Source organism: Actinomycetospora sp. NBRC 106375, assembly GCF_030269665.1.
Lineage (GTDB): Bacteria > Actinomycetota > Actinomycetes > Mycobacteriales > Pseudonocardiaceae > Actinomycetospora.
Genome location: NZ_BSTS01000024.1, coordinates 39,269 through 55,732, shown reverse-complemented (window position 1 = coordinate 55,732; position 16,464 = coordinate 39,269). Strand labels below are relative to the sequence as shown.

Genomic DNA, 16,464 nt, shown 5'->3' with positions numbered 1-16,464 from the left:
CCGGTGTCACCCGACAGGGTGACGTGTCGGGAAGTCCGGAACCATCCGGGCGCTGATCCGTCTTGACGGGTGCGAGGACCTCGACGCCGACCGCTGGGGAGCGGGTGGGCGTCAGGTAGGTCCGGGGCGCCGGCTCGGGGTCGGCGTCCCGGATCACCCCTCGACTCTCCCTCAGGCGGACTTGGCCGAGGATCCCGACGTCGTCGACGAGCCGGACGAGCTCGTGCTCGCGGAGCTCGAGCCGGACGAGCTGGAGGACCCGGAGTCCGACGAGCTCTTCGTGTCACCCGAGCCCTTGGCGTCGCCCGAGCCCGCGGACGAGTCGGCCGTCGCCTTCTCGCTCTTCTCGGACTTCTCCGACGACCCGCCCGAGTTCGAGCCCGACCGCGCGTCGTTGCGGTAGAAGCCGCTGCCCTTGAACACGATCCCCACCGACGAGAACACCTTGCGCAGCCGGCCGCCGCAGACCGGGCACTCGGTCAGCGACGGGTCGGAGAACGCCTGGACCTGCTCGAAGCGGTGGTCGCAGGCGGTGCAGGCGTAGGGATAGGTCGGCACGTGCACTCCTGAGGTCGTCCGCCCCCGGTGACGGGGTGGTGATGTCCGCGCAGAGTGTAGATGGCACTCGCGCCCTGCGAGTGCCAACGCCGGATGCGTCACGGCTGTTCCGCTGCACGCCCCGCGTGTCGCGCCGGCGAGGATGTGGCGAGCCTGGTGTCAGGCGCCAGGAAAGCCGCATTGCTCGTACTCACCGGGACAACCACGTCACCCCGGACGACGGGCGCCAGACGGCGTGGACGGGGACGTCGTGGGGCTCGGCGGGCAGGGGGTCGGTCACGAGGCCGTCGTCGCCGACCAGCGCCACGAGACGGGTCGCGGGGCCCGCGAGGGGGAGGGTGCGGTCGTAGTGCCCGCCGCCGCGCCCGAGGCGTACGCCGCGGTGGTCGACGGCGAGGGCGGGGACGACGACGAGGCCCGCGTCGGCGACCGCGCCGGGGCCCAGCCGCGGGCCCGTCGGCTCGAGCAGCCCGTGCGGGCCGGGACCGAGGGAGTCGGCGTCCGTGAACTCCGCCCAGTCCAGGGGCGCGTCGCCGACGGTCACGGGCAGGAGCACCCGCCGCCCGAGGGCGCGGGCGGCGTCGAGCACGGGCAGCGCGCCGTCGGGGGTCGCGCCGGGCTCGCCGCCGACGGCGACGAAGAGGCAGATCGGGTCGTCGACGCCCTCGAGCACCGTCGGCAACCCCGCGGCCAGGGCGGCCGCGTCGTCCCGCCGCGCCTCGCCGGACCGGGAACGCCGGGCGGCCAGGAGGGAGCGCCGGAGCTCGGGCTTCGTCACCCGCGCAGCGTCTCGCCGTCCTCGACGTGGCGCGGCCCGTCCACCGTCACGTCACCCTCGACGACGACGCCCGACCCGAATGTGACGTCACCCGAGACCGTCAGCGAGGACGCCCCGGCGAGCGACGGCGCGCCGCCCGCGAACCGGCGCTCGAAGTCGCCGAGCATCCCGAACCGGGCCTTCTCCAGGCCGACCACCGGGAACCGGTCCAGCGTCGGCACCATGCGCCCGTCGTCGGTGAGGTCGTAGAGATCCGAGCGGGCGACGAGCAGGTCGTCGGTGGTCTTGACCGGCGCGAACCGGGTGCGCGGCACCTCGATCGCCCGGGCGCCCTCGATCGAGCCGATCGCCGCGCCCATCGCCGTCTCCAGCTGGAGCACGGCCGTCGAGGCCTTGTCGGTGGGGTCGACGGTCTTCCGGTTGACGATCAGCGGCAGGAACGGGGCCGCGGGGTCGGCGTCCTGGAGCTCCCGCAGGTGCTCGAGGTCGAACCACAGGTTGTTCGTGTTGAAGAAGCAGAAGCGCTCGATGTCGGTGAACGACTCGTCGCCCTCGGGCACCTGGGCGGTCTCGCGCAGCACCAGCGACCCACGGCGCCGGGCCAGGTGCCCGCCCTTGCGGTCCATCGGCGTGCGGCGCGCGACCTCGAGGGCGAAGGGCACCTCGTGGGCCGCCATCCACGCCGCGACCCGCACGTCGGGGATCGCGCCGAGGTTGTCGGAGTTCGACACGAAGCACCAGCGCACGCCGGCGGCCACCAGCTTCTCGATCGTCCCGGAGGCCGCGAGCGCGGTGTAGAGGTCGCCGTGCCCCGGCGGGCACCACTCCAGGCGCGGGTCCGCGGGCCACGACACCGGCTCCCAGTCGTCGGCGCGCAGCTTGGGCTCCGAGCCCTGGAGGAAGTCCAGCGGCAGGTCGGGGTCCTCGAGCCCGTCGTGGCGGCGCAGCGCCGCGAGCGACGGCTCGCGGGTGCCCTCGGAGTCCATGAGCAGCAGCGGCAGCCGCGCGCCGTGGTGCGCGCGCAGCGCCAGGGTCTGGCGGGCGACGGCGTCGAGGAAGCTCGTGCCGGGCTTGATCTCCAGCAGCGACTTCGGGCCCGCGAGCCCCATGCTCGTGCCGAGGCCGCCGTTGAGCTTGATCACCGCGAGCCGGTCGAGCGCCGCGCGGGCGTCGGCGTCCGAGGGCTCGCCCAGCTCCTCGAGCGTGGGCAGGCCGCCGACCTCGTCGAGCTCCTCGCCCGGCACCACCGCGCTCTCGGGCTTGGCCAGCTGCTCGAGCCGGCGGCGGAAGGCCTCGACCTCCGCGGGGTGCGCGTCCCGCGCGGTGAGGGCGGCCAGGGCGGCGTCGACGTAGCTCATGCGGCTCCCACGTGCGGATCTCCGGTCCGTCCCACGATATCGGGCGCGTCGGAACCCGATCCGACGCGCCCGGCGTAGGACCATGGCCGCCATGACGGGGCGATCACGGTGAGGACGGTGGAGGCCCAGCTGCGTCGTGTGCTCGACGCGGCCGTCCGCCCGGCGCCCATCCGGGTCGACATCTCCTCCGCCCAGGGGCTGCTCTGCGCCGAGGAGGTCGTCGCCGACCGGGCGCTCCCGGGGTTCGACCAGGCGGCGGTCGACGGCTTCGCGGTGCGCAGCGTCGACGTGCGCGCCGCGGCCGAGGAGCCGGTCGAGCTGCCCGTGGTGGGCGAGGTCGCGGTCGGGTCGCGCCAGGCGCACCGCCTCCAGCCCGGCCAGGCCGTGCGGGTCGCCACCGGCGCCCCGCTGCCGACGCTGGCCGACGCCGTCGCGCCGCACGACCACACCGACGCGGCCGACGACCCGGCTGTCCGGGGCACCGGCCACCGGGCGCGGCTCACCGTCAAGGCGCCGGTGCCGTCCGCGGCGTGGGTGCGCCGGGTCGGCGAGGACGTCGCGCCCGGCGACGTCGCGGTCCGCCGCGGCGCCGTGGTGGGCGCCGCGCAGGTCGGGCTGCTCGCCGCGGTCGGGCGCACCAAGGTCCTCGTCCACCCGCGCCCGCGCGTGTCGGTGCTGGCCGTGGGCGACGAGCTCGTCGACCTCGACCGCACGCCGGGCACCGGCCAGGTCGTCGACGTCAACTCCTACGCCCTCGCGGCCGCGGCGTCCGACGCCGGCGCCGAGGTCACGCGGCTGGGCATCGCGTCCAGCGAGGCCGGCGCGCTGCGCGAGGCCGTGGAGTCCGCCCTGGCGCGCTCGGAGATCGTCGTCCTCGCGGGCGGGGTCGGCGGGCGGCTGGGCGAGGACGTCCAGGACTCGCTCGCGGCCCTCGGGCCCGTCGACATCTCGCGGGTGGCCATGCACCCCGGCTCCGTGCAGGGCTTCGGGCGCCTCGGCGCCGAGGAGGTCCCGACCTTCCTGCTGCCCGCCAACCCGGTCTCGGCCCTGGTGGTGTTCGAGGTGCTCGTGCGCCCGCTGATCCGCCTCGCCCTGGGCCGCGGCGAGCTGCACCGCCGCGAGGTCACCGCCGCGCTGCTCTCGCCGGTCAGCTCCCCGCCCGGGCGGCGCAGCTACGTGCGCGGCCGCCTGCTGCGCGACCGCCAGACCGGCGACTACCTCGCCCAGCCGCTGGGCAGCTCGGGCTCGCACCTGCTGTCCTCGCTCGCCGAGGCGAACGCGCTGATCGTCGTGGACGAGGACACGACCGAGGTCGGCATGGACGCCCCGGTGCGCGTGTCGTTCCTCGCGCCCCGCACCTGACGCGGGGAGAGGATCCAGCGCGTGACCCGTGCCCCGTGGGGCGGGGCCCGGCCGACCGGGCGCCACCCCGGCTGGCCGGCGCGCACCCGCGACCTGCGGGTGCCGGCCGGCGTCGTGAGCCTGCGCCCGGTGCGCCTGCGCGACGGGGCGGCGTGGTCGCGGACGCGCCTGCGCGACGAGGAGCACCTCGCCCCGTGGGAGCCGACGCTGCCGGGGCCGTGGGCCGAGCGGAACGCGCTCATCGAGTGGCCCGCGCGCTGGAGCGCGCTGCGCTCGATGGGGCGTGCCGGCCAGGCCCTCCCGTTCACGCTGCTCGTGGACGGCGAGTTCGCCGGCCAGGTCGTCATCGGCAACGTGGTCCGGGAGCCGCTGCTCTCGGCCTACGTCGGCTACTGGGTGTCCGCGCACGTCGCCGGCGGGGGAGCCGCGACCGCGGCCGTCGCACTGGCCGTCGACCACTGTTTCGCCCGCGTCGGCCTGCACCGCATCGAGGCGACCGTGCGTCCCGAGAACGCCCGCAGCCGGCGGGTCCTCGCCAAGCTCGGCTTCCGCGAGGAGGGCCTGTTGCGGCGCTACCTGGAGGTCGACGGCGACTGGCGCGACCACCTCGTCCTCGCCGTGACCGAGGAGGACGTCCTGCCCGACGGCCTGGTCGCCCGGCTGCTGCGCGCGGGTCTGGCCGAGCGGGCGTGAGGCCCGCACCCACATGGCCCAGTCTCAACCCTTGACCTGACCCCCGGTCGAGTGGCATACGCAGGCCGACCCCGGTGGACGAGGTTCCCCCACTGGAGGGGTGACGTCACCGCTCGCACACGACACGCCGATGTCGCTACGGGGCGCGAGGGACTCGTGTGGCTAGCGTGGCGGCTGCGACGCTCCGGATCCGGTCGTCGCGGTCGTCCCGGTGGGAGGTCTGCGGGTGCCGAGCTCGGTCGTGTTCGCAGCCCTGGTCCTGGCGTGGCTGGTCGTGCTGGTCCCCGTGGTCGCCCGCCGCCGCCAGATGGTCCCGCGTCCCGCCGAGGCCGACCTGAGCGCCCGGGTGCTGCCGCGGACGGCCGGCGCACCCCTGATCGAGGAGGTCGCCGTGACGACTGCGCAGACGACGGGCCGCAGTGGCGGCGAGCGCGCCGCGGCGGGCTCCGGGTCGACGGGCCGGGTCGCGGGCACGGCCGGGACGACGCTCGCCGAGCGTGACGACGAGACGCCCGAGGCCCTCGACGCCGAGCTCGACCTCGATGCCGACCGCGGCGACCTGGACAGCGACCTGGACACGGACGTCCACACCGATCTCGCCGGCGGGCTCGACGACGGGGACGACGACGGCGACGAGGCCGGGGCCGACGAGCGCCCGGCCGGCCGCGAGCGGGTCCTGCCGCGCCGCGCCCCGGACGTCGACGAGTTTGACGACCGGGACGACCACGACGACCGGTACGACGGGGACGACCGGTACGACGGGGACGGCCGGTGCGACATCGACGGCGGGTACGACGACGACCTCGACGAGTTCGACGACCGCTACGACGACGAGGACCTCGAGGACCTCGAGGACCTCGAGGACCTCGAGGACCTCGAGGACGCCGAGACCGTCTCGCGGGAGCTGCGCCCGTACCGGCCCGGCCGCGGCGGGTTCGACGCCGACGCGGCGGCGGCCGCGGCCCAGGCGCGCTACGCGTTCCGGCAGCGGATCGCGCTCGGCCTCATCGCGGTCGCGGTGCTCTCGGCGCTCGCGGCGCTGGTGGTCTCCAGCGCGATGTGGTGGCTGCACGCCGCCGCCGACGTCATCCTGGTCGGCTACCTGATCTTCCTGCGCCGTCAGACGCGCATCGACGAGGAGGTCCGCGCCCGCCGCGCGGCCCGCCTCTCCGGCGAGCGCCGGGCGCTCGAGGCCCGCCGGGTGCGCCAGGCCGAGCACGAGGCCCGCATGGCCGCGGCCCGCGAGGACGAGGCCGACTGGATCGACGGGGACTACGAGGCCGCCTACGCCGACGACGAGCTCGACGACCACCCGGGCGAGGAGGACACGCGGCGGGTGCCCGCGGCGCGGAGCGGTCGCGACGACCATCACGACCACGACGAGGCGCCCCGCTGGGCGGCGCCGCGCACGCCCCCGCCGCCGGTGCCCGAGGACCTCGAGCTCGTCGACGACACCGACGACGACCCCGCGTTCCACGACCTCGACGGCGAGCGCAGCTACGGCTACCGCCGGGCGGCCGGCGCCTGACACGAGGGCCTGACCCGCCGTCGGACGGCGATCGGCGGCGTTGCTAGAGTTGGCGCCGCACCAGGGGCTGTGGCGCAGTTGGTAGCGCGACTCGTTCGCATCGAGTAGGTCAGGGGTTCGATTCCCCTCAGCTCCACCCTGTCTCCCGGCTCACCAGTCGGCGCGCCGCGCGATCTCCTCCAGCTGGTCCGGGTCGGCGGTCGCCTGCGCCGGGTCCTCGGGCCACGCGGCGATCTGCTCGTCGGCCCAGTCGGCCCACCGCGCCACCGTGGCGTAGAGCTCGGTGAAGAACGCGCCCGCGAGCATCGTCTGGGCCGCGCGGTCCTGGAACGGGCCCTCGCCGGCGGCGTACTGGCGCGCGGCGAGGAGGTTCTCGGCGTTGCGCTCCTGCGCCCAGGCCCGCGCGGCGGCGACGGTGCGCCGGGCGTCCTCGCGCGTGCCGTGCTCGGCGAAGGTGAGCTTGACCAGCTGCTCGAACTCGACGACGGGGCCGTCGCCGGGCTCGGCCAGCCAGCGCGCGAGCGCGGTCCGGCCCTCCTCGGTGATCGAGTAGACGGTGCGCGGGCGGCGTCCGACGGCCTCGGTCTCGGCGGCGGCGAACCCCGCCGCGACGAGCTTCTTCGGCTCCTCGTAGAGCTTGCTCGTCGCACGCGGCCACATCCGGCCGAGGCTGCGGTCCATCTGCTGGGTGAGCTCGTAGGTGCTCCAGGACCGCACCGCGAGCAGCCCGAGCACGGCGAACGACGTACTGGTCAGGCGTGGGCTTGACACGTACTCCCCTGGGGACGACTCTCATACTCCCAAAGAGAGTATCGGAGGATCGGAATGACCACCACCCTGACCATCGACCCGACCAACACCGCGCAGGCCGAGGCCTGGGACGGCCGCGAGGGCGGCTACTGGGCGACGCACGCCGACCGGTTCGACGCGGCCCTGGCGGGCTACCAACCCGCGTTCCAGGCGGCCGCCGGGATCGAGGCCGACCACCGGGTGCTCGACGTCGGGTGCGGTACGGGCCTGACCACGCGGGCCGCGGCCCGGGCGGCGCCCGCGGGCACGGCGCTCGGCATCGACCTCTCCTCGCGCATGATCGACGTCGCGCGGGCCAGGGCCGCGGCCGACGGTCTCGCGAACGCGTCGTTCGCCCGCGCCGACGCGCAGGTGCACCCCTTCGCCACTGGCGGGTTCGACGCGGTCGTCAGCCGGACCGGCGCGATGTTCTTCGGCCGGCCCGACGCGGCGTTCGCGAACCTCGCCCGTGCCCTGCGTCCCGGCGGCCGGCTCACGCTGCTGACGTGGCAGGCCGCCGCGGTCAACGAGTGGTTCGTGACCTTCGTCCGCGACCTCGCCGGTCAGCCGCCCCCGCCGTCGCCGGCCGGGCAGCCCGGGCCGTTCTCCCTGAGCGACCCCGACCACGTGCACACCCTGCTCGAGGGCGCGGGCTTCGTCGACGTCGCGCTCGACGGCGTCGCCGAGCCCGAGGTCTACGGGCGCGACGCCGACGAGGCCCACGCCTTCGTCCTGGGCCTGCTCGGTTGGCTGCTCGAGGGGCTCACCCCGGACGAGGCGGACCGCCGGTCGGAAACCCTCCGCGCGACCCTGCGCGCCCACGCGGGCCCGGACGGCGTCGTGCTCGGGTCCGCGGCCTGGCTCGTCACGGCCCGCCGGGCGCCCTGACGACGTCCTCGGGGAGCGCGGCACCCACCACGGCCTCGGCCTCCGCGTCGCCGGCGGCCCATGCCTCGTCCCGCAGGGCCACGAGCCGGTCGTGCGCGCCGGTCAGCACGGCCAGCAGGCACCGCGTCAGCAGCGCGCCCTCGCCCCCGCCCGCGGCGCGGTACCAGCGGTCGCTCTGCTCGAGCAGCGCCAGGGCGACGACGTCGTCGCCGGCGTCGTGCAGCGCGCGGGCGAGGGTGGTCCGCGCGGTGGCCGCCACGCGCGGGTCGCCGCTGCGCCGGGCGGCGGCGAGGGCACGGTCGAGGACGGCGACGGCGGCGTCGGGTCGGCCGCGCTGCTGCTCGACCCCGCCGAGACGGGTGAGGTGCAGCGCCGCCTGGCCTGCGAAGCCCTGCCGCTCGCTGTCGGCGGCCAGCCCGGCCAGCGCGTCCGCGGCGTCGTCGAGGCGACCCTGCGCCCCGGCGATCGTCGCGAGCATCCCGCGCGCGTGCACCAGCCCCCACGGATCCCCGAGCGGCTCGAGCATCCCGAGCGCCTCCTCGGCCGCCCGCGTCGCCTCCGCCGTGTCGCCGAGCATGATCGACCCGTAGGCCGCGAGGACCAGGGCCGCCGCGGTCTCCCAGGACCGTCCCTCCCGCCGGGCGCCGTCGACGGCCGCGTCCGCCTCGGTGCGGACGTCGTGCGGGCGGCCCTGCTGGATGCGCAGGAACGCCCGGTGCCGGCGGGCGTCGGTGTGGCGAGGGCCGTCGCCCCCGGCCAGGGCCAGCGCGCGGTCGAGCTCGCCCTCGGCGCGGTGGACGTCGCCCGCGGAGGCCTCGAGCCAGCCGGCGAGCAGGAGCGCGTCCACGACGAGCTCGTCGGGTGGGTCCCCGACGGCCTCGACCGCCCCGACCGCCTCGACCGCCCCGACCGCCTCGACCGCACCGAGCGCTCGGCGGAGCCGTGCCGCGCCGGCGGCGCCGTCGCCGAGCACGACCCACGTCCACCCGAACCCGACGGCGATCCGGAGGCCCTGGCGCGGGTCGTGGGCGGCGCACCGGTCCAGGGCGGCGTCGACGTTGGCGCGCTCGGCACGAGCGGTGACGAGGCACGCGGGCTGGCCGGGGCCGCGGACGGCCAGCGCCTGGCTCTCCGCGGTCGCCGCGAACCACGCGGCGTGCGCGGCGGCCGCGGCGTCGGCCAGGCCGGCTTCGGCGAGCCGGTCGCGGGCGAAGGCGCGGATGCTGTCGAGCAGCCGATAGCGGACCTCCCCGTCGGCGCCGACGTCGACGCCGACCAGCGAGCGCGCGACGAGCCTGCCGAGGACGTCGAGCGCGCCGGGGACGTCGAGGGCGGCGAGGACGTGCTCGGCGGCCGGCAGCGGCGCGCCCTCCGCGAAGACGGCGAGCGCCCACAGCCCGCGGCGGTCCGGGTCGTCGAGCAGGTCGTGGCTCCAGGCGATCGCGTCGACCAGGGCCCGCCGGCGTGCGGGGGCCCGGCTCGTCGGGTCGCGCAGCAGGCCGAACCGGTCGTCGAGACGGCGGGCGATCTCGGGGACCGACAGCGTCGTCAGGCGCGCCGCAGCCAGCTCGATGGCCAGGGGCAGCCCGTCGAGGGTCCGGCAGAGGCGGACCACCGTGTCGTCGCCGTCGTCGAGGACGACCGGCCGCGGCAGCCGCGCCGCACGGGCCGCGAAGAGCGCCGCCGCGTCCGCCGGGGGCAGCGGGTCGAGGGGGACCACGCTCTCCGCCTCGACGCCCAGCGGCGCCTGGCTGGTGACGAGCAGGCGCACCCGGGACGCCCGGGCGAGCAGGCGATCGGCCAGGGCGGCCACCGCGTCCAGGAGGTGCTCGGCGTTGTCGAGCAGCAGCACGGCGGGGGAGCCGGCCAGGTGCGCCTCGAGATCCGCCGCCGGGACACCGAGCGTCGCGGCCACCGCGGACGGGACCGCCGCAGGGTCGGCGATGCCGTCGAGCCGGACGAGCCACACCCCGCCCGGTGCCTCGAGATCCGCCGCGACCGCGAGAGCGGTCCTCGTCTTGCCGACCCCGGCCGGGCCGACGACGGTCACGAGCGGGTGCTCGTCGAGGCGCGCCCGGATCGCCGCCGTCTCCGTCGCCCGCCCGACCGGACCGGGGGCGCGGGGCGGGAGGTTGCCCGGCCGCAGGTCCGGGGCCGCGGAGGCCTCCAGCCCGGCCAGCGCGGCGTTCTGGGCGAGGATCTGCTCCTCGAGGCGTCGCAGGCCCGGCCCGGGATCGACGCCGAGGTCGTCGACCAGCCGGCGGCGCACCCGCCGGTACGCCGCGAGCGCGTCGGCCTGCCGGCCCGCGCGGTAGAGGGCGGTGACGAGCGCGGCCCACAGCCCCTCGCGCAGCGGGTGCCGCGCGGTCAGCTCCTCGAGCTCGCCGACGACCTCGCCGCCGGCGCCGAGCGCGACCCGGGCGGTGAGGTGGTCCTCGACGAGCCCGAGGCGCAGCTCCTCGAGGCGCCGGCGGTGCGGCGCGAGCCAGGCCGCGTCGCCGGCGCCGGTCAGGACGTCGCCGCGGAAGAGCGCGAGGGCCCGCGCCGCGTGGTCGTGCACGGCCTCCGTGTCGCCGGCCGCCCGGGCCGCGGCCACCTGCTCCGCGCGGCGCCGCACGGCGGTCACGTCCACGCGGTCGGGGTCGAGCGCGAGGCGGTAGCCGCCGTGGTCGTGGGCCACGAGCGCGGCGTCGCCGAGCGCGCGCCGCAGCTGCGACACCTTGGACTGCAGGGTGTTGGCGCCGGCCCCGTCCCAGAGCTCGTCGCGGATCTGCTCCGCCCGCACCGTGCGCCCGGCGTCGAGGGCGAGGCGGACCAGGACCTCGGTGGTCCGCCCGGCCGGCACCGCCAGCAGCTCACCGTCCCGGCGGACCTCGACGGGTCCGAGCAGGGCGATCGACAGCACGTGAGCAGCGTAGGCCGGATCGGGCACCGTCAGCAGCCGTCAGCGCCGTCGTCAGCGTCCCGTCAGCGCTCTGCGTGACGGTGTGGCCCTCGCACCGACCGACAGGAGCTGACCCGATGCCCGACCTCCGCACCACCGCCGCCACGACGACCCCGACGCCGGCGTCGACCACCCGCCTGCGACGGCTCGCCGCCGTCTCGCTCACGGCGGCCGCGCTGCTCGCGGCGGCCGGGTTCACCGCGCTGGGCTCGGTGTTCCACTACCCGCAGGTCCTGGCGGAACCCACCGAGGCGGTCCTCGCGCTCCACCGCCAGCACCAGGGTGCCGTCAGCGCCTGGTTCGGTGTGCTCGTCGTCGGCGCCGCCCTGCTGGCGCCGGCGGCCGTCGCGCTCGGGCGCCTCGCCGGCGGGACGCGGGGCCGCTGGATCACGGTGGTCGGGATCGCGGCGGCGGTGGTCCAGGTCGTCGGCCTGTCGCGGTGGGTGCTGCTCGTGCCGGGGCTCGCCCGCGACGGGAGCGCGTCGGCGCAGCACACGTTCGAGCTGCTCGGTTTCTGGCTCGGTCAGATGATCGGCGAGACCCTCGGCTACGCGCTCACCGCCGTGTTCACCGTGCTCGTCGCGGTCGGGTTCGCCCGGTGGCTCGCGGTGTCCGGGTGCGTCGCGGCCGCCCTCGTCGCGACCGGCGTGCTCGTCCCGCTCGGCGTCGACCTCGCGCGACTGACGAACTTCGCGGGCTACGTCGTGTGGTGCGTGTGGCTGCTCGCGGTGTCGGTCGCGCTGTGGCGGGGCGGGGTCACTTCCAGGACGGCAGCCACAGCTCCGCGTTCCACCGGTCCGCGGTGACCCACGTGCCGACGAGGATCGGCCACAGCCAGGCGAAGTTCGCGACGACGAGGCCGGTGTAGACGCCGACGACGAGCGTGCCGGTGCGCCGCCGTTCGAGCCCTTGTTCGCGACGGCCCAGGAACTCCCCGAGCGCGAGCACGACCGCGAGGACCAGGAATGGCGCCACCGGCGTCATGTAGAAGAAGTACATCTGCCGGTCGATGTTGGTGAACCACGGCAGGAAGCCCGCGCCGTAGCCGACGAGGACGGCGGCGTGGCGCCAGTCGAACGCCGTGATCACCCGCCAGATCGACCAGCCGAGCGCGGGGATCGAGACCCACCACAGGGCCGGGGTCCCGATGAGCATGACCGCCGAGACGCACGACGGCCCGCCGCAGCCGAGCTCGCCGGTGCCCGACTCGTAGTAGTAGAGCATCGGGCGCAGACCCATCGGCCACGTCCACGGCTTGGACTCCCACGGGTGCGGGTTGCCGCGGGGGGTGTCGAGCGTGGCGTGGAACTCGAGGACCTTGGTGCTGTAGTACGCCAGGCCGCGCAGCCAGTCCGGCAGGAGGCCCGTCGGTCCGCCCACCGGGAGCTGCTGGCCGACGGCGTGGCGGTCGGTGCCGGTCTCGCTGGCGATCCACGGCATCCAGCTCGCGAGGTAGCAGAGCACCGGCACCGCGACGAACGCCCAGACTGCGGGGGCGACGTCGCGCACCAGCGTCCCGACGAACGGACGCGCGACCCCGGCCGCGCGGCGCGCGGCGGCGTCGAACCCGATCAGCAGGGCCCCGAAGAAGAGGATGTAGTACAGGCCCGACCACTTCGCGGCGAGCGAGAGCCCGATGCAGACGCCGGCGGCCAGCCGCCACCACCGCACGCCGAGCCGCGGCCCGTAGACGCTCTGGGCGATCCGGCCCTCGGCGACGACCACCGCCAGGCGCGACCGCACGTCGTCGCGGTCGACCAGCAGCGCGGCGAACGCCATGAGGACGAAGACGGTCGGGAAGATGTCGATCATCCCGACGCGCGCGGAGACGTGGCTGACGCCGTCGGCGATGAGCAGCACGCCGGCCAGGCCGCCCAGCAGCGTCGAGCGCGTCAGCCGCCGCCCGGCCCGGATGATCACGAGCACGCAGATCGTGCCCGCGAGCGCCGAGGCGACCCGCCAGCCCACCGGGTCGTAGCCGAAGATCCACTGGCCGACGGCCATGAGCTGCTTCGACAGCGGCGGGTGGACGACGAGCTCGTAGCCGGGGTTGTCCTCGTACCCGCCGTTGCGCAGCACCTGCCACGACTGGGGCACGTAGTGCTTCTCGTCGAAGATCGGTGTGCCCTGGTCGCTGGGCCAGCCGATGTCCCAGAAGCGGACCACGCCCCCCACGACCGTGAGCACGAGCGCGACCACCCAGCCGCGCAGGCGGTCGGTGGGCATCGGGCGCCCGAGGAGCTGCGCGACGGCCGGGGCGTCCCGGGGGGCCGGGAGAGCCGCCGGCGGGGGTGCCGGGCGCGCGATGGTGGCCGTCACGGGCTCCGATCGTAGGGTTCGCGCCGTGGCGGCGGTGTCGGACGGGGTGTCGGAGGGGGTCCTCCTTCTGGCTGGTGTCCCGCTCGGGGACCCCGCGGACGCCTCGGCGCGCCTGCGCGACGCCCTGGCCACGGCCGACGTGGTCGCCGCCGAGGACACGCGACGCCTGGGGCGCCTGGCCGCGTCGCTGGGCGTCACGGTCGGCGGGCGCCTGGTGCGGTTCGACGAGCGGGCCGAGCGCGGCCGGACGCCGGAGCTGGTCGCGGCGATCCGCGACGGCGCGACGGTGCTGGTGGTCAGCGACGGGGGGATGCCGGTCGTGTCCGACCCCGGCTACCGCGTCGTGACCGCCTGCGTCGGGGCCGGCCTGCCCGTGCGCTGCCTGCCCGGCCCGTCCGCGGTGCTCGCGGCGCTCGCCGTCTCGGGCCTGCCGAGCGACCGGTTCTGCTTCGAGGGCTTCGCGCCGCGCGACGACCGGCCGCGGCGCACCTGGCTGCGGACGCTGGCCGCCGAGACGCGGACGACGATCTTCTTCGAGTCGCCGCGCCGGCTCGCGTCGCTGCTGGTGGTCGCGGTCGCCGAACTGGGCGGGGAGCGCCGCGCGGCGATCTGCCGGGAGCTGACGAAGACCCACGAGGAGGTCGTGCGCGGCTCGCTCGCGGAGGTCTCGGCCTGGGCGTCCGCGCGCGACGTGCTCGGCGAGATCACGGTGGTGCTCGCCCCCGCGACGCCGGTGACGCCCGAGCCCGAGGACCTCGCGGCGGAGGTGCTCGGGCTCGTGGCGGACGGGCGCAAGATGCGCGACGCCGCGCGCGAGGTCGGCGAGGCCCACGGCGTCTCCACCAAGGCCCTCTACGACGCGGCGCTCCGGGCACGTGAGTAGTTGGCGACCCCATGAGGGCGCCAACTGCTCACATACCTACGGGACCAGGACGAGCTTGCCGCTGACGCGGCCGTGCTGGTTGTCGTCCTGGGCCTGGCCGGCCTGGTCCAGGGGGTAGGTGACGACGGCGGTGGTGCGGAATCGGCCGTCGGCGACGCGGGCCACGCCGTCGGCCAGCGCCCGCGTCTCCTCGTCGGGGTCGCCGCCGGAGGTGAACACGACGCCCAGCTCCTGGGACCCCGCGTAGTCGGCGATCGTGATGGCCTTCTCGGGCGAGCCGACGAGCGTCACGAGGTCGCGCAGGGCGCCCTTGCCCGCGGTCTCGAACGCGAGGTCGACACCCTGCGGGGCCATCGCGCGGACCCGGTCGACGAGCCCGTCGCCGTAGACCACCGGCGTCGCCCCGACCGCGCGGACCTCGTCCTGGTGGGCCGGGCTCGCGGTGCCGACCACGGTCGCGCCGCGCGAGACGGCCAGCTGGACGGCATAGACGCCGACCCCGCCCGACGCTCCGTCGACGATCAGCGTGGTGCCGGTGTGGTCGCCCTCGCCCAGGCCCAGCGCGGCGAGCGCCCGGTAGGCCGTCGTGATGACGACGGGCAGCGACGCGGCCACCTCCCACGACACCTCGGCGGGCTTGCGCACCAGCGCCTTCGCGTCGGCCAGCGCCTTCTCCGCGTAGGCCCCGCCGACCGACTTGCCCAGCACCTCGTCGCCCACGGCGAGCGTCGTGACGCCGTCCCCGACCGCCTCGACGACCCCGGCGACGTCGAACCCGGGCACGCGTGGCTGCGGCGGGGCGTCCTCCTTGGCCATCCCGCCGGAGCGGAGCTTCCAGTCGAGCGGGTTCACCGCCGCGGCGCGCACGGCGAGGCGGACCTGGCCCTCGCCGGGCACCGGGTCCTCACGGTCGACGACCTCGAGGACCTCGGGCCCGCCGAAACGCCTGTACTGCACGGCTCGCGATGTCATGCCCCCGCCAACGCCCGCGCGCGCCCACACATGCCCGCGAGCCCTGCCGGGTTGCGGCGAACGTGGCGTTCGCTGCGTCTATGCGCGCGAAGTCCCCGTTCGCTCCGCCGCCTGGAGCGCGACGGTGGCGCCCAGCTCCCACGCCGCCTCGCGCTCGGCGGTGCCGATCTCGCCCGTGGACTCACAGACCTCGGCGACCTGCTCCCAGCCCAGCGCACCGGTGATCCGCAGGATGTCGCGCACCGCGCCCGCGGTGTCCGACCCGCCGTGCACGTACAGGCCGAACGGCCGTCCCGCGGTCTGGTCGAGGCACGGGTAGTAGACCTGGTCGAAGAAGTGCTTGAGCGCGCCCGACATCGTCCCGATGTTCGCCGGGGTGCCGAGCACGACGGCGTCGCAGTCGAGCGCGTCCGCCGCGCCGGCGGTCAGGGCCGGGCGGGCCACGACCTCCACGTCGGCCTCGATCTCGTCGGTGCCGGCGCCCTCCAGCACGGCCGTGAGCAGCTCGTGCAGGCTCGGCGAGGGGGTGTGGTGCACCACCAGCAGCCGGGTCATCGGTCGGGGTCCTCCAGCGTGGCCCGGACGAGGCGCGCGAGCAGCGTGCCGGTGCGGGCGGCCGCGGCGTGCACGGCGTCGATCACCGCGAGGTGGTCGATCGGCGCGTCGACCGTGCCGGCTGCGGGGTTGCTGACCAGCGCCACCGCGGCGACCCGCGCGCCCGCCGCCCGCGCCGCGATCGTCTCCAGCACCGTCGACATCCCCACGAGGTCCGCGCCCAGCGTCCGCAGCATGCGGATCTCGGCCGGGGTCTCGAAGTGCGGGCCCCGCAGCCCGGCGTAGACGCCCTCGACGAGGTCGGGGTCGATCTCGCGCGCGAGGGCCCGCAGGCCCGGGTCGTAGGCGTCGGTGAGGTCGACGAAGTCCGGCCCGATCAGCGGCGAGCTCGTCGTGAGGTTGAGGTGGTCGGACACCAGGACCGGTTGCCCGACGGCGTACGACGGGTCGATGCCGCCCGCGGCGTTGGTGAGCACGACGGTGCGGGCGCCGGCGGCGCACGCGGTCCGCACCGGGTGCACGACCTGCGCCGGGCTGTAGCCCTCGTAGAGGTGCGTGCGCCCCAGCAGGATCAGCACACGGTGGCCGCCGACGTCGACCGACCGGGCCACGCCCGCGTGGTCGGGCGCGCCGGGCGGGGTGAACCCGGGCAGCTCCGCGACCGGGATCTCGGCGACCGGCGGACCGAACGCGTCCGCCGCGGCGCGCCAGCCGGAGCCGAGCACCACGGCGACGTCGTGGGTCAGGGCGCCGGTGCGTTTCGCCAGCTCGGCGGCGGCGTCCTCGGGCGCGGGCAGCGCGGGGACCAGGGGGTCGATCTCCGTCATCGCGCGGAGC

15 protein-coding genes and 1 tRNA gene are annotated in these 16,464 nt (G+C 76.2%); 7 read left to right on the top strand and 9 right to left on the bottom strand.

What is annotated here, in order from left to right:
- Positions 1-171: 171 nt before the first annotated feature.
- From QSK03_RS28605 to QSK03_RS28595, 3 genes are all read right to left on the bottom strand, one after another.
- Entirely contained in the window at positions 172-558 is a 387-nt protein-coding gene (locus QSK03_RS28605; protein ID WP_285658978.1) for an FmdB family zinc ribbon protein, read from the bottom strand.
- A 190-nt stretch (positions 559-748) separates the two neighbouring features.
- Positions 749-1,336, bottom strand: a complete 588-nt coding sequence (locus QSK03_RS28600) for a 5-formyltetrahydrofolate cyclo-ligase (protein ID WP_285658977.1) — start codon at positions 1,334-1,336, stop codon at positions 749-751.
- Positions 1,333-2,694, bottom strand: a complete 1,362-nt coding sequence (locus QSK03_RS28595) for a UTP--glucose-1-phosphate uridylyltransferase (protein WP_285658976.1) — start codon at positions 2,692-2,694, stop codon at positions 1,333-1,335. Before QSK03_RS28595 ends, QSK03_RS28600 begins: the two co-directional genes overlap by 4 nt.
- 108 nt (positions 2,695-2,802) lie before the next feature.
- Here QSK03_RS28595 and glp point away from each other — a divergent pair, with 108 nt between their 5' ends.
- The 4 genes from glp to QSK03_RS28575 all read left to right on the top strand — a co-directional run bounded on the left by glp (position 2,803) and on the right by QSK03_RS28575 (position 6,413).
- Positions 2,803-4,056 (top strand): molybdotransferase-like divisome protein Glp, encoded by a 1,254-nt coding sequence (gene glp / locus QSK03_RS28590; protein ID WP_285658975.1) that lies wholly within the window; start codon positions 2,803-2,805, stop codon positions 4,054-4,056.
- 21 nt (positions 4,057-4,077) lie between these two features.
- Positions 4,078-4,749 (top strand): GNAT family N-acetyltransferase, encoded by a 672-nt coding sequence (locus tag QSK03_RS28585; protein ID WP_285658974.1) that lies wholly within the window; start codon positions 4,078-4,080, stop codon positions 4,747-4,749.
- Between the two features lie 226 nt (positions 4,750-4,975).
- Complete coding sequence (sepX, locus tag QSK03_RS28580) at positions 4,976-6,277, top strand: divisome protein SepX/GlpR (RefSeq protein ID WP_285658973.1); 1,302 nt, start codon at positions 4,976-4,978, stop codon at positions 6,275-6,277.
- A 63-nt stretch (positions 6,278-6,340) separates the two neighbouring features.
- Positions 6,341-6,413, top strand: a tRNA-Ala gene (locus QSK03_RS28575).
- A gap of 14 nt (positions 6,414-6,427) precedes the next feature.
- Here the strand turns inward: QSK03_RS28575 and QSK03_RS28570 are convergent.
- Positions 6,428-7,048 (bottom strand): PadR family transcriptional regulator, encoded by a 621-nt coding sequence (locus QSK03_RS28570; protein WP_285658971.1) that lies wholly within the window; start codon positions 7,046-7,048, stop codon positions 6,428-6,430.
- Positions 7,049-7,102: 54 nt separating this feature from the next.
- On the opposite strand from QSK03_RS28570, the gene QSK03_RS28565 reads away from it, so the two are divergent.
- Positions 7,103-7,954 (top strand): class I SAM-dependent methyltransferase, encoded by an 852-nt coding sequence (locus tag QSK03_RS28565; protein ID WP_285658970.1) that lies wholly within the window; start codon positions 7,103-7,105, stop codon positions 7,952-7,954.
- Here QSK03_RS28565 and QSK03_RS28560 read toward each other — a convergent pair.
- The gene (locus QSK03_RS28560; RefSeq protein ID WP_285658969.1) at positions 7,932-10,859 is read right to left on the bottom strand and encodes an ATP-binding protein; all 2,928 of its coding nucleotides are present in this window, start codon (positions 10,857-10,859) and stop codon (positions 7,932-7,934) included. The genes QSK03_RS28565 and QSK03_RS28560 overlap by 23 nt on opposite strands.
- A gap of 116 nt (positions 10,860-10,975) precedes the next feature.
- Here QSK03_RS28560 and QSK03_RS28555 point away from each other — a divergent pair, with 116 nt between their 5' ends.
- Positions 10,976-11,704, top strand: a complete 729-nt coding sequence (locus tag QSK03_RS28555) for a DUF4386 family protein (RefSeq protein WP_285658968.1) — start codon at positions 10,976-10,978, stop codon at positions 11,702-11,704.
- Here QSK03_RS28555 and QSK03_RS28550 read toward each other — a convergent pair.
- Positions 11,655-13,217, bottom strand: a complete 1,563-nt coding sequence (locus QSK03_RS28550) for a dolichyl-phosphate-mannose--protein mannosyltransferase (RefSeq protein ID WP_502872232.1) — start codon at positions 13,215-13,217, stop codon at positions 11,655-11,657. The two genes, QSK03_RS28555 and QSK03_RS28550, sit on opposite strands and share 50 nt — an antisense overlap.
- Before the next feature lie 46 nt (positions 13,218-13,263).
- On the opposite strand from QSK03_RS28550, the gene rsmI reads away from it, so the two are divergent.
- Positions 13,264-14,100 carry a 16S rRNA (cytidine(1402)-2'-O)-methyltransferase gene (gene rsmI, locus QSK03_RS28545; RefSeq protein WP_502872233.1) on the top strand — a complete coding sequence of 279 codons (837 nt, stop codon included), beginning with the start codon at positions 13,264-13,266 and terminating at the stop codon, positions 14,098-14,100.
- 36 nt (positions 14,101-14,136) lie between these two features.
- On the opposite strand, the gene QSK03_RS28540 is transcribed toward rsmI, so the two are convergent.
- From QSK03_RS28540 to QSK03_RS28530, 3 genes are all read right to left on the bottom strand, one after another.
- Entirely contained in the window at positions 14,137-15,072 is a 936-nt protein-coding gene (locus QSK03_RS28540; RefSeq protein ID WP_352232064.1) for an NADP-dependent oxidoreductase, read from the bottom strand.
- 78 nt (positions 15,073-15,150) lie between these two features.
- Positions 15,151-15,627 carry a flavodoxin family protein gene (locus QSK03_RS28535; RefSeq protein ID WP_285658965.1) on the bottom strand — a complete coding sequence of 159 codons (477 nt, stop codon included), beginning with the start codon at positions 15,625-15,627 and terminating at the stop codon, positions 15,151-15,153.
- Positions 15,624-16,454, bottom strand: a complete 831-nt coding sequence (locus QSK03_RS28530) for a purine-nucleoside phosphorylase (RefSeq protein ID WP_285658964.1) — start codon at positions 16,452-16,454, stop codon at positions 15,624-15,626. The genes QSK03_RS28535 and QSK03_RS28530 overlap by 4 nt, the downstream gene beginning before the upstream one ends.
- Positions 16,455-16,464: the final 10 nt, after the last annotated feature.